Source organism: Vreelandella sulfidaeris (assembly GCF_042429665.1).
Classification (GTDB): domain Bacteria; phylum Pseudomonadota; class Gammaproteobacteria; order Pseudomonadales; family Halomonadaceae; genus Vreelandella.
Window position 1 is genome coordinate 18,982 of record NZ_JBHMAC010000017.1, and the last position, 13,100, is coordinate 32,081.

General features: G+C 54.9%; 13 protein-coding genes. 10 read left to right on the top strand and 3 right to left on the bottom strand.

What is annotated here, in order from left to right:
- Window positions 1–12: 12 nt before the first annotated feature.
- On the bottom strand, window positions 13–1,233 hold the full coding sequence (gene metK / locus ACFFLD_RS20115; RefSeq protein ID WP_386043454.1) for a methionine adenosyltransferase: 1,221 nt from the start codon (window positions 1,231–1,233) through the stop codon (window positions 13–15).
- A 267-nt stretch (window positions 1,234–1,500) separates the two neighbouring features.
- Between metK and tkt the strand changes: the two genes are divergently transcribed.
- The 7 genes from tkt to ACFFLD_RS20150 all read left to right on the top strand — a co-directional run bounded on the left by tkt (window position 1,501) and on the right by ACFFLD_RS20150 (window position 8,598).
- Complete coding sequence (gene tkt, locus ACFFLD_RS20120) at window positions 1,501–3,492, top strand: transketolase (protein WP_386043456.1); 1,992 nt, start codon at window positions 1,501–1,503, stop codon at window positions 3,490–3,492.
- A gap of 3 nt (window positions 3,493–3,495) precedes the next feature.
- Window positions 3,496–3,849, top strand: a complete 354-nt coding sequence (locus ACFFLD_RS20125; protein WP_386043458.1) for a CidA/LrgA family protein — start codon at window positions 3,496–3,498, stop codon at window positions 3,847–3,849.
- Entirely contained in the window at window positions 3,839–4,561 is a 723-nt protein-coding gene (locus tag ACFFLD_RS20130; protein WP_386043460.1) for an LrgB family protein, read from the top strand. The genes ACFFLD_RS20125 and ACFFLD_RS20130 overlap by 11 nt, the downstream gene beginning before the upstream one ends.
- A 102-nt stretch (window positions 4,562–4,663) precedes the next feature.
- Window positions 4,664–5,701, top strand: coding sequence for a type I glyceraldehyde-3-phosphate dehydrogenase (locus ACFFLD_RS20135; protein WP_386043462.1), 1,038 nt, complete (start codon window positions 4,664–4,666; stop codon window positions 5,699–5,701).
- A gap of 53 nt (window positions 5,702–5,754) precedes the next feature.
- Window positions 5,755–6,924, top strand: a complete 1,170-nt coding sequence (locus ACFFLD_RS20140) for a phosphoglycerate kinase (protein WP_386043464.1) — start codon at window positions 5,755–5,757, stop codon at window positions 6,922–6,924.
- 87 nt (window positions 6,925–7,011) lie between these two features.
- Entirely contained in the window at window positions 7,012–8,076 is a 1,065-nt protein-coding gene (gene fba, locus ACFFLD_RS20145; protein ID WP_386043466.1) for a class II fructose-bisphosphate aldolase, read from the top strand.
- 171 nt (window positions 8,077–8,247) lie between these two features.
- On the top strand, window positions 8,248–8,598 hold the full coding sequence (locus ACFFLD_RS20150) for a hypothetical protein (protein WP_386043468.1): 351 nt from the start codon (window positions 8,248–8,250) through the stop codon (window positions 8,596–8,598).
- Window positions 8,599–8,654: 56 nt separating this feature from the next.
- On the opposite strand, the gene ACFFLD_RS20155 is transcribed toward ACFFLD_RS20150, so the two are convergent.
- The gene (locus ACFFLD_RS20155) at window positions 8,655–9,014 is read right to left on the bottom strand and encodes a hypothetical protein (RefSeq protein WP_386043470.1); all 360 of its coding nucleotides are present in this window, start codon (window positions 9,012–9,014) and stop codon (window positions 8,655–8,657) included.
- A gap of 330 nt (window positions 9,015–9,344) precedes the next feature.
- Here ACFFLD_RS20155 and ACFFLD_RS20160 point away from each other — a divergent pair, with 330 nt between their 5' ends.
- From ACFFLD_RS20160 to ACFFLD_RS20170, 3 genes are read left to right on the top strand one after another with little or no spacing between them, the layout of a single operon-like run.
- Window positions 9,345–10,046, top strand: a complete 702-nt coding sequence (locus ACFFLD_RS20160) for an HAD family hydrolase (protein WP_386043472.1) — start codon at window positions 9,345–9,347, stop codon at window positions 10,044–10,046.
- Window positions 10,046–10,420, top strand: a complete 375-nt coding sequence (locus tag ACFFLD_RS20165) for a translation initiation factor Sui1 (protein ID WP_386043474.1) — start codon at window positions 10,046–10,048, stop codon at window positions 10,418–10,420. Before ACFFLD_RS20160 ends, ACFFLD_RS20165 begins: the two co-directional genes overlap by 1 nt.
- Window positions 10,421–10,479: 59 nt before the next feature.
- Complete coding sequence (locus ACFFLD_RS20170) at window positions 10,480–11,388, top strand: nuclease-related domain-containing protein (protein ID WP_386043476.1); 909 nt, start codon at window positions 10,480–10,482, stop codon at window positions 11,386–11,388.
- A 10-nt stretch (window positions 11,389–11,398) separates the two neighbouring features.
- Here the strand turns inward: ACFFLD_RS20170 and ACFFLD_RS20175 are convergent, their stop codons facing one another.
- A complete protein-coding gene (locus ACFFLD_RS20175; protein ID WP_386043478.1) occupies window positions 11,399–12,730 on the bottom strand; it encodes a deoxyguanosinetriphosphate triphosphohydrolase in 1,332 nt (443 codons plus the stop codon).
- Window positions 12,731–13,100: the final 370 nt, after the last annotated feature.

A 13,100-nucleotide genomic window follows, 5' to 3' on the forward strand; every position in this document is an offset into this window, starting at 1 on the left:
TTACAAAACGGCTTACAAATTGGCAGCCTGACGAAGAGCATCGGCTTTATCAATTTTTTCCCACGGGAAGGCAGTAAAGGTTTCGGTATGCTGTTCGCCTTTATCATCGCTCCAGGTGTAGCTGTGCTCAAACGGTGCCCGTCCAAAGTGACCATAAGCGGCGGTGAGCTGATACATGGGATGCAACAGATCCAGCATTTTAGTGATCGCATAGGGGCGCAGGTCGAAATGCTCGCGTACCAGGGCAACGATCTGCTTGTCATCAATTTTACCGGTGCCGAAGGTATCGATGGAGACCGAGGTCGGCTCGGCAACGCCAATCGCGTAGGAAACCTGGATCTCGCACTTATCTGCCAGGCCCGCCGCTACGACGTTCTTAGCCACATAACGGCCCGCATAGGCGGCGCTGCGGTCAACTTTTGAGGGATCTTTACCCGAGAAGGCGCCGCCGCCATGACGCGCCATGCCGCCATAGGTATCGACGATGATCTTACGTCCGGTCAACCCGCAATCGCCTACCGGACCGCCAATGACAAATTTGCCGGTCGGATTGATGTGGTATTGAGTGCTGTCATCCAGCCACTCGGCGGGGATCACTTGCTCAATGACCTCACGCTTGATCATCTTGCGCAGATCGTCTTGATCAATGTCGGGATCATGCTGGGTAGACAAGACGATCGCATCGACACCGCAAGGTTGGCCGTTAGCGTTATAACGGAAGGTCACTTGGCTTTTCGCGTCCGGACGCAGCCATGGCAACAGACCATTTTTGCGCAGTTCGGCCTGACGCTCCACTAATCGATGTGAGTAGTGGATGGGTGCGGGCATGAACGAGTCGGTTTCGTTAGTTGCGTAACCGAACATCAACCCCTGATCGCCGGCGCCCTGATCTTCTGGCTTGGTGCGATCAACGCCTTGCGCGATATCGACACTCTGTTTGCCGATCAGGTTGATCACCCCACAGGTTGCGCCATCAAAGCCCACGTCAGACGAGGTGTAGCCGATGTTAGTAATCACTTCGCGCACGAGGGCTTCTAAATCAACCCATGCTGAGGTGGTAATCTCACCAGCAATAATCGCCACGCCCGTTTTCACCATCGTTTCACAGGCAACACGCGCCTGCTTATCACGGGCAATAATGGCATCTAATACCGCGTCAGAAATCTGATCGGCTATTTTATCAGGGTGACCTTCGGAGACAGACTCGGAGGTAAACAGGGAATATTCGCTCATCGCGCACTCGACCCTCTGTATGACGGCTGTATCTTATCAACAGCATCAGCAGGAAATCATGGCAGGTGTCTCCCTGCCCGTATAAGCGAAGCGGCAAACGACGTTATCCACCACTTCGGGAGGCAGAGTCTACACGCTGAGGGCGACGCTTCCCAGAAGCGGTTCCCCAGATTTTGTCAACATTTGTGCCGTCGCATTTGCCGCCACCTGGGAAGTCAGCGACAATAGCGCCTTTATTATTTCTGTTTTCAGGCGAGGAGCACCCCCATGCCGTCCCGTTTTGAGCTAGCCAATGCCATTCGCGCCCTTTCCATGGATGCTGTTCAGAAGGCTAAATCCGGCCACCCTGGTGCCCCCATGGGCATGGCGGATATTGCCGAGGTGCTCTGGAATGACTACCTCAAGCACAATCCCGAAGACCCCAAATGGGCTGACCGCGACAGGTTCGTGCTGTCCAATGGTCACGGTTCCATGCTGCTTTACTCGCTGCTGCATTTGAGTGGCTACGAGCTTAGCCTGGAAGCGCTACAGAATTTCCGCCAACTGCACTCCCCCACGGCGGGTCACCCGGAGCTTGGTTACGCGCCTGGCATTGAAACCACTACCGGCCCGCTTGGCCAAGGGTTTGCCAACGCCGTGGGCTTTGCCATCGCTGAAAAAACCTTGGCAGCGCAATTCAACCGTCCTGGCCACACCATTGTCGATCACCACACATGGTGCTTCCTGGGTGACGGCTGCGTGATGGAAGGTATTTCTCACGAAGCCGCGTCGCTGGCCGGTACTCATCAGTTGGGTAAACTGATCGCGATTTACGACGATAACGGCATCTCTATTGATGGCGAAGTAGAAGGCTGGTTTACCGACGATACTGCCAAACGCTTTGAAGCCTATGGTTGGCACGTGGTACCCAACGTGGATGGCCACAAGCCGGATGAAGTCAAAGCCGCCATTGAGCTGGCCAAGAGCCACGAAGACAAACCCAGCCTGGTTATCTGCAAGACGGTCATTGGCTTTGGCGCCCCCAACAAGCAAGGCAAAGAGGATGCTCACGGCGCGCCGCTAGGCGACGACGAAGTGGCCCTGGCGCGCACCCAGCTTGACTGGCCCCATGCACCTTTCCATATTCCAGAGCCTATCTACTCTGCCTGGGATGCCCGCGAAGCGGGTAAATCGGCCCAACAGGCGTGGGAAGATCGTTTTGCCCGCTACGCGGAGGCCTTTCCCACGGAAGCACGCGAATTCACTCGTCGAATGAAGCGCCAGCTGCCTGCAGAACTGCCGACCGAAGCCTTGATTGAACAGGCTCAAGAACGCGGCGAGACCATCGCATCGCGTAAAGCCTCGTTTGAAGCGCTCAATGTGATTGGTCCGAAAATGCCGGAACTACTTGGCGGCAGCGCCGACTTAGCTCCTTCTAACCTGACGTTCTGGAAAGGGGCGAAAGCGATTACCCCGGAAGATGCCAGCGGTAATTACCTTCACTACGGTGTGCGTGAGTTTGGCATGGGCGCGGTAATGAACGGCATCGCCCTGCACGGCGGGTTAGTCCCTTATGGTGCCACCTTCCTGATTTTCATGGAGTACATGCGTAACTCGATTCGCATGGCCGCGCTAATGGGTCAGCAGGTTATTTACGTGTTCACTCATGACTCCATCGGTCTGGGTGAAGACGGCCCGACTCACCAGCCGATTGAGCAGCTCACCAGCCTGCGCACCACGCCGAATCTAAATACCTGGCGTCCGTGTGATGCAGTGGAAACAGCGGCTTCCTGGGATGCGGCGATTAAGCGCCATGCAGGCCCCACCGCGCTCGTGTTGTCACGGCAGAATTTGCCTCACCAGTCGCGCACCAAAGCGCAGCTAGCATCGATTCAGCACGGTGCTTATGTGCTCAAGGACAGCGAGGGAACACCTGAACTGATCCTGATTGCGACCGGTTCGGAAGTGTCGCTAGCGATGGACGCTGCCGCCGAACTTGAGCAACAAGGCAAGGCCGTCCGGGTGGTTTCCATGCCGTCAGCGCACTGTTTTAACTGCCAGGATGCGGAATACCGTGAAAGCGTGCTGCCCAAAGCAGTCACCAAGCGTATCGCTATCGAAGCCGCTCACGCCGACTACTGGTACAAATATGTCGGTTTGGAAGGTCGCGTTATCGGCATGACCACGTACGGTGAGTCGGCGCCAGCGGGCGATCTGTTCAAGCACTTCGGCTTTACCGTCGAAAATGTGGTTGAGCAAGCCAATGAATTGCTCGGCTAAGACATGCCCGCACTCAGTGGCTTTTTATGGCTGATTAGCTACTGGTTGATTGGTGAAGTGGTGATTCATGTCACCGCTTTGCCAATCTCCTCAGGCGTGATCGGAATGTTGCTGCTGTGCGCCACATTGGCTATTCATGGCCGTGTGCCCAGCAGTATCGCCGCCGCCGCCCAACCGCTGATTGCCCTGCTCGCCATGCTGATCATGCCTGGCGTAGTGGGGGTGTTTTTCATTCTTGATCAGCTCGCTGGCGAGTGGCCAGCGATTCTTTGCGCCCTGATACTGGGCACGCTGTTGAGCGTGACCACTACCCTTTGGCTGCTTAAGCGCCTGATGGGGAAGCACCATGACCGCTAATTCCCTTCTGGCCCCCTTAAGCGCCACCCCGCTGTTTGCCGTTGGCTTGACCCTGGCAGCGTTCTTGCTGGGAAACCTGCTGTTCAAGCGCCTGAAGCAACCCACCTGGCTACCGGCCATTTTGATTGCCTCGTTGCTGCTTGCCGCCACGCTGGCAGCGCTTGGACTGCCCTACGATAGCTACCGTCAGGATGCCCGTTGGCTGACCATACTGCTGGGACCGGCCACTGTGGCGTTGGGAATGCCGCTTTATCAACAGCTTCCGCATATTCGCGCGCTTTGGCGACCGCTTACCGTATGCCTACCCATCGCGGCAAGTCTGGCAGCTTGTTATGCGCTAATGATTGCCTGGCTGCTGGGCACTTCGCCGCTCATCCTGGCCTCCATTGCGGCCAAGTCCGTTACTGCTCCCATCGCCATCGGCATCACCGAGCAAATTGGTGGTTCGGTGGCGCTGCTGTTAGGCGCTCTGCTGATTACCGGCGTTGCCACGGCAGCGTTTACAGGTATCGCTGCTCGCTTTCTACACATCGAAGATGAGCGCATCATCGGTTTTGCACTGGGACTTAACGGCCATGCCATTGGGACGGTAAGGGCCTTTGAGTTAAGCCCCACCGCTGGCGCTTTTGCGTCCCTGGGTATGAGTCTCACGGGGATTTTCACCGCCATACTGCTACCGCTTGCCTGGCGGTTGCTCAGCTTGGGTAGTTGAAGGGCCTCGTCAGGGCATGAGAACCGGCGTCTGAAAAGCGCTATCATGGTGGCCTTTCGACTTTTTTATTCATCGATTCACTTTTAAGAGCCACCCTTCTGCATGGCTAATTCTGCTCTCAAGTATCGCATTGCAATTAATGGTTACGGACGCATTGGCCAATGCGTGCTGCGGGCACTCGTCGAGCGGCGCCACCCAGAGCTTGAGGTGGTGGCTATCAATGAGCTGTCGGATCTCGCCACCATCACCTACCTGACGCGTTACGACACCACCCATGGTCGTTTCCCTGGCGATGTCGATAACGACGGTGAGTATCTGATCATTAACGACCAACGTATCCAGGTACTGAGCGAACGCGATCCGCGCAAGCTGCCCTGGGAAGCGCTTGAGGTAGATTTGGTGCTGGAGTGCTCGGGTAGCTTTAAAGACCGCGCCACTGCCGAGCAGCACCTGGCGGCAGGGGCTAAACGGCTGCTGTTTTCACAACCGGCGGAAAATGACGTGGATGCCACCATTGTATGGGGGATAAACGAAGGCGACATGGCGCTTTCTCAGCGTGTTCTGTCGGCGGCATCGTGCACCACCAACTGCCTAGTACCGCTATTGACCATTTTGGATGATGCGCTCGGGATTGAGCACGGCGTGACCACCACGATTCACTCAGCAATGAACGATCAACCCGTGATTGACGCCTACCACCAAACCGACCTGCGCCTGACCCGCTCGGCGATGCACTCTATCGTACCGGTGGACACGGGCCTAGCTCTCGGCATTAGCCGCTTGATGCCTAGCTTGGCGGGCCGCTTTGAGTGCTTACATATGCGCGTGCCGACGATCAATGTCTCAGCGATGGATGTGGCGCTTACCGTTAGTCGCGATACTCAACGAGAAGAGGTTAACGGGCTGCTTTTAGCTGCCAGTCAGCAGCGTTTGAAAGACGTCCTTGGCTATACTGAAGCGCCCATGGCGTCGGTTGATTTTAATCATGATCCACGCTCAGGCATTCTGGACGCCACCCAAACACGGGTGGCTGGAAAACGCCTTATCAAACTGCTGTGCTGGTTCGATAACGAGTGGGGATTTGCTAATCGTATGCTGGATATTAGTCAGCGACTGGCGAGACTTTCAGCAGAGACGTAATCTGTTGGCATTATCATCGAGTTCAACGGCATAAACACGAGGAAACCGCTCACATGAATGTGAAGAAAATGACTGACCTTCCCCTGGAAGGACAACGCGTGCTGATCCGTGAAGATTTGAATGTGCCCATCAAACATGGCCGCGTTACCAGCGACGCTCGTCTACGTGCAGCGCTGCCAACGATTCAGGCTGCTATCGACGCGGGCGCGAAAGTCATGCTGATGAGCCATTTAGGACGGCCCACCGAAGGCGAGCCCGCCGAGGAATTTTCGCTTGCGCCGGTGGCGGAGCACCTTGGCGAACTGCTTGCCCGACCGGTGCCACTGGTGAAAGCCTATCTTGGCGAAAGCTTAGAGCTCGCCAATGGCGATGTCGTGCTTCTTGAGAACGTCCGTTTCAATAACGGTGAGCAAAAGGATGACGAATCGCTGGCCAAACAGTACGCAGCGCTTTGCGACATTTTTGTGATGGATGCCTTTGGCACCGCTCACCGCGCCCAGGCCTCTACGCACGGCGTTGCCCGCTTTGCCCCCAGCGCCTGTGCAGGCCCGCTGCTTGCTCAGGAGCTGGATGCCCTTGAAAAGGCCTTAGCCAACCCTGCGCGTCCCATGGCGGCCATTGTTGGTGGCTCCAAGGTTTCCACCAAGCTTGACGTGCTCAATGCACTTTCAGAGAAGTGCGACCAACTGATCGTGGGCGGCGGTATCGCCAACACGTTCATTGCTGCGGCAGGTTATAATGTGGGCAAATCGCTTCATGAAGCCGATTTGATCGGCCAGGCGAAAGCCCTGATGGAGAAAGTATCGATTCCTCTACCCACGGATGTGGTCGTGGCTACCGAGTTTGCCGAATCCGCCGAGGCGGTGGTCAAGCCGGTGGATCAAGTTGCCGACAACGAGATGATTTTGGATATCGGACCTGAAACCGCCGCTCATTTGGCCAGCATGCTCAAAGATGCAGGCACCATCCTATGGAATGGCCCGGTAGGTGTGTTTGAAATTGATCAGTTTGGCAAAGGCACCGAGGTCATTGCCCAGGCTATTGCTGACAGCGCGGCATTTTCTATTGCCGGTGGCGGCGATACGCTGGCGGCCATTGATAAATATGCCATTGAAGATCGCGTCTCCTACATCTCAACCGGTGGCGGTGCCTTCCTTGAGTATGTCGAAGGCAAGCGTTTACCTGCGGTTGCTGCCCTCGAAGCCGCCGCCAATCGCGGTTAACATGGCACTCCTTGAATCTGCACGCTCGCCCGGCGCTGACCATACGGTCTTATCGTCGGGCTATAACTCTCTAGATAAGGTACTTTCATGGCTCTGATCAGCATGCGCCAGATGCTCGACCACGCCGCCGAATACGGTTACGGTATTCCGGCGTTCAACGTTAACAACCTTGAGCAGATGCGCGCCATTATGGAAGCCGCTGATGCCACCGATTCACCGGTCATCGTTCAAGCCTCGGCTGGCGCGCGCAAGTATGCTGGCGCGCCGTTTTTGCGCCATTTAATTCTGGCGGCTGTCGAAGAGTTTCCGCATATCCCGGTGGTTATGCACCAAGACCATGGTACTAGCCCTGCGGTTTGCCAACGCTCGATTCAGCTTGGTTTCTCCTCCGTGATGATGGATGGCTCACTGGGTGAAGACGGCAAAACACCCATGGACTACGACTATAACGTCAATGTCACCCGCCGCGCGGTGGAAATGGCGCACGCCTGTGGCGTTTCTGTTGAAGGCGAGCTGGGCTGCCTGGGCAGTCTGGAAACCGGCATGGCGGGTGAAGAAGACGGCATTGGCGCTGAAGGCAAGCTGGACATGGAGCAACTGCTCACGGATCCCGAAGAAGCAGCTGAGTTTGTGAAAGCCACCCATGTTGATGCGTTGGCCATTGCCATTGGCACCAGCCATGGCGCTTACAAATTCACCCAGCCCCCCACCGGCGATACCCTCTCTATTCAGCGTATTAAAGAGATCCACGCGCGAATTCCCGATACTCACTTGGTCATGCACGGCTCCTCTTCTGTACCGCAGGAGTGGCTGGAAGTGATTAACCAGTATGGCGGCGAGATCCCTGAGACTTACGGCGTGCCGGTCGAGGAAATCGTTGAAGGTATCAAACACGGCGTGCGCAAGGTGAATATCGACACCGACCTGCGTCTCGCCTCCACGGGGGCTGTTCGCCGCTTCCTGGCCGAGAACCCGTCTGAATTCGACCCCCGCAAGTTCTTGAAAGAGACCGTTACCGCGATGCGCGATCTATGTATCGCTCGCTACGAAGCCTTTGGGACGGCAGGTAATGCCAGCAAGATTAAGCCCATCAATCTAGAAGAGATGTTTCTACGCTATGAGCGTGGGGAATTGGCACCGAAGGTTAAATAGCATTTTGCTGACGTACTCAAAAGACGGCCACATGGTCGTCTTTTTTTACGGCCTCTTTTTATTTAACACAGGTTAAGTGCAACGAGATAGATGTTGCATTGCAGCATCTATCCATTAACACTGGTGTCGAAGCCATGAGCTTTCGTGTTCTAACTAAGAGGCAACCTATTTATGAAGCGCACATCTTCGCTGTCATTAATGCCCACTACCCCAGTGGCCATGTTCGATGTTTGGAAAGTCGGACTGATGGCATTTGAACTATGGACCACCTCTTTATCGACGATCACAATGCGGCAGCATTTATGGCAAACACAGCCATTTTTCAGTCCTAAAATGATGTTAGAAAATCAGCGCATGGTCACCGAAAAAATAGAGGCCAGCATGGAAGCTGGCCTCGTTATGCAAAAAGCACTATTCAGCTCAATGAATGGCCAGCTAACCCCCTGGTGGGTCACCAGCAAAAGCACCATGATGCCCTATCATCAGCGCAGCAGCGCTAATTCCAAGCGTCTGGCTAAGTAGTGTTTAGGCACTAACGTTAAGCACTACCGTTAGTGCCCTCTTCACACTCTTGGCGATTAAATGTTGCCCTTTTCACTCTCTTGGCTATTTTCTTCTTCGCTTTCATGGATGGCATCTTCAGGGCTACCGGTACCTCCCGTACCTGCTTCAGGGCTTCGCTGCTCCCCGTCGTCCGGTTCCAGTTCAACATTTTCCTCACCTGCACCGGCGCTGCTTACCGCGGTCTTGTCCGATGAAGTCTCTCCGTCACGCTTTACCGAGCCTGCTTTAATCCCATACTCCTTTTCTAGCGCCTCATCATCGAGTGGTGCGTGCTGCTCTCCCTCCGATGCCTGAGTATCTGCAAGGGCGTAGCCCGTGGTGGTCAGCAAGGCAGCACTAAGGGCAAACGGTAAAAACCAAGGGGTTAATCGCATGAGACAATCTCCATAGGGGGATGGTGGCAAGATAGCGTTATCCTACTATCCATTCTTATTACTGTCCTTTCTGACTCCTGTCCTTTCTTACTGCTATCACCTCAGCGCACATTAGCAACTCCCCGCTGCATTGTGGCCTGTTTTGATACCAGAACGGGTCATATGGGAAACATCAAAATGGTCGTAACCATTTAAACTGTCTCAATAGTTTGGTTCAGGCAAGCAAAAAATAACAAAACAGTGTTCACAAATGGCGTAAAATCCCGTTCAATAGAGTATGAATGGCTTAAACTAACGCTGGCAGCGCCTGAGCCGCTGCAAGGAACCGCAATGCCGCTCCCACTTTTGTTGTTTGATTGTGATGGCACACTCGTCGATAGCGAGCCTCTCTTAGCTGCAGAGATGGCGATCGGGCTTAATTCTGTTGGCCTGCCTTTCGCAGCTAGTGACTACCTGGGCGAGTTTCGCGGAGCGCGCTTTCGGCGCATCGTGGCTGAGCTTCAACAACGCTACGGTGATGTGGATCCAGAACGGCTGGCGCGTATGGAAGCCTCAATGCGGGCCAACTTAGCCACCCGGCTCGCTGAAGAGTTAACGACCATCCAGGGGGCTCAAGAAGCGTTGGCGCGATTGGCCTATTATCCCAGTGCGGTGGTCTCCAATGGACCCGAGAGCAAGATCTGTACAGCCTTGAAAGCCACTGGCCTCAGTGACTATTTTGGCAAGCGATTCTTCAGTGGCTACACCGCCAATTGTTGGAAGCCAGAACCCTGTCTACATTTACACGCAGCGAGTATCATGGGGTTTGCAGCACGTGACTGCATTGCCATTGACGATGCGCTGGTAGGGGTACGCGCAGCGCTTCAAGCAGGGATGACCGTGATTCATTTAAACCGTTTCCCCGATGCTGAAACAACGCCCGAGCACGCTATTATGATAAGCAGCATGCATGAGTTACCCGCTGTCGTAGAGCGGCTCACGCGTGAATCCTGGCACCCTGCCATGCCACAACACTCAATAGGAGGAGGTTAATGGCCTCATTGCGTGATCAGTTAGGCGGGCTGGTTTACTCCACCGAGCATGGTAAGACCTGCCCTATCTGTCGAGAACCTCTCGATGCCTGCCTGTGTGATGATGTAAACGAACAACAGCGTCTGGCGGCACTTGATGGAGTGGTGCGTATCCGGCGTGAAACGAGCGGTAGGAAAGGCAAAGGCGTGACCACCGTAAGCGGTATCCCTTTACCCAGCGATGAGCTTAAAACGTTAGCTAAAACGCTTAAAAAGCGTTGCGGAACGGGCGGATCAGTTAAAGAGGGTATCATCGAAATACAAGGCGACCATCGCGACACCCTACGCCACGCGTTAAGCGCTCTTGGCTATCAGGTGAAACTCGCTGGGGGCTAAGGCCTCTATACCTTCATGACTTACCAATGAGGTAAGTCACTACCGTGCAAGGCACTGCAATGGCTTGGCTGGAATACTTGCTACCTCTTATTTTCCTGTTTCCCATGGCGGCAATGGCCAGTATTGTCATCGCGCTGCGCAACCTGCATGATGCTCGCGTTCACTCGCCCTTCAGCGCGCCCTTGCACGAACCAGGCCAAGCGTTGAGGCATCGTCTTGATAAAGCATTTTCCAGTTTATTCTTAAACGGCGCTCTAGGCCCGATCATCAGTTTGGCGCCGCTGGTTTATGGCATGGGCCGAATGCTCTTTGTTGACCGCCAGGACTGGGTGGAATGGGCACTCTATGGCTCACTCAGCACATTGCTGGTGCTGATGTTTTCACTACTGCTAGTTCGCGATTATCAGCGTATTCGGCGTCTTAAATTAGGCCTAGCCTGCGAGCTTGCCGTCGGCCAGGAACTTGAGCGTTTAATCCGCCCGGAAGCCCATCCCTATTATGTGTTTCATGACATCCCCACCGATAGCTTCACCATCGACCATGTGGTCGTAACCCCCCATGGCGTTTTTGTGGTCGAAACGCGGGCTAGAACACTGGCTATCGGCCCTGATGGCAATGAGCTTAATACGGTGGTGGTCGAACGCGAGCGGCTACGCTTCCCGCACTGGCAAGAGCGGCGACCGCTGCACAAAACACGCCAAGGAGTTAGCTGGCTTACTCAATGGCTAGAAAAACGCTGTGGAGTGCCGGTCCCCGTACGTGGCGTGCTGGTGCTACCTGGCTGGACAATAGATAACAGTGAAGCCGCTCCCGATGTTTTAGTGGTGAGTGGCGATACCCTGGCGAGCCAGCTCACCAAGCTAACGCCTGGCCCCATTAACGACGTTATCCACCATAAAGTGATTAACGTCTTGCTTGAACGCGCCAAGCTCATGGAGCTAAAACATTTACGCCATCCTTCTGTTTAAACAGCGTGTGTTAATCACCGCGTAATCGTCCCCCCATCTCCTGGGCCAGATCCACCGCGTAGTGGTCTGTCATCCCGCCAATAAAATCCAGCATGCGCCGATAGCTATCGTAAAGTGGCCATGACGGTAGCGGAGTGTTTTCGCCGATAAGTGCGAGGACGCGCTGATGCTTAAACGAACTATGCCCTGTATGGTGCAGTTCATGGGCCGCACCGATAAACGCTTCCAATAATATTCCCAGCGTGGTGTAGGCACCGATCTCAAGCTTCGCCTTACGCTCATTTTGAAAGATGCGTTCTCGAGCGAGCTGCTTGGCCGCCTGTACACCCCAACCCAGGTCTGGATGGCAAAGCTCCAATAAATCGTCGGTGAGCGTACCGCTCAGCAGCGCTTGCTCATGCTGCACAAACACCGCTCCCACCTCGTTGACTGCACGCTCCATGGCAGCCCCACGCAGCAGCGCGATACGTCGGCGCTGAGAGACATTACGACTCAGCATATCGTCATACTCAGGCGGTAATTCGCCCGCGATCTGGCGCAATATCTCCACCACCTCTTCGTAGCGCAGAATGCCCATTTCCAAACCGTCTTCCAGGTCTAACAGGGCATAGCAGATATCATCGGCGGCCTCGACGAGCCAAGCTAGCGGATGACGGCACCAGCGTTGTTCACCCTGAGGTAACAACCCCACTGCATCGGCAACTTCTTTAAGCAGCGCCTGCTCTGACTGGTAGCAACCAAATTTACCCGCTCGTCCGCTGTAGCGGACTGTCCAAGGATATTTCAACAACGTGCCCAGCGTTGCCGCCGATAAGCGCATACCACCGTTAAACTGGTTATATTCAATTTGAGTGATGACCCGAAAGCCTTGGGCGTTGCCTTCGTAGGTCAGCAAATCCTGGCGTTCCGCGTCTGAAAGGCCTTCCAGCAGGCCACTGCTCTCAGCACGTTGAAACCAGTCACGAATGGCATACTCGCCGGCGTGTCCAAAGGGAGGGTTACCAATATCATGACCCAGGCAAGCTGTTTGAATAATCACACCAAGATCAGCAGGCGTAATCCATTCAGGCAGGCGATCTCGCAGCAACTCACCGACGATCATGCCTAGTGAGCGCCCCACACATCCGACCTCTAAGGAATGGGTTAATCGCGTATGGATATGATCATTTTCGGTGAGCGGGTGCACTTGTGTCTTGCGCCCAAGGCGCCTAAACGAGCCCGAGAAAACAATCCGATCGTGATCCTTATGAAATGGGCTACGGCCAATTTCGCGATTACTGGTTGAGCGTTGATCGTGAAGACGACGTGGGGAAAGTAGCTGTTCCCAGCGCATCTGAGTCATGGGCAGTCCTCCTTGAGGAGTGCATTCTGCCATAAAACACCGGAAAACCGCACGTTACTTAATATTGCTCTCGTTGCGAGTGCAGTGATCTTGATGTGTCATCGCGAGCGTAACGCGACAACCCTGGTTGGGGGTGCCACCGCAGGCAGAGATGGCCACGTCGTTGCACTCCTCGCCATGACAGGGCTTTGTTATCCGGTGGCTCTGGCAAGTGACTTTGACCTGTCATCGCGAGCGTAGCGCGGCGATCTGGGGGGAGGGGTACTTTCTGTCAGGCAACAAAAAGCCCCGAACACACTGTGTTCGGGGCTTTTCTTAATAAGTGCCTGACGATGACCTACTCTCGCATGGGGAGACCCCACACTACCAT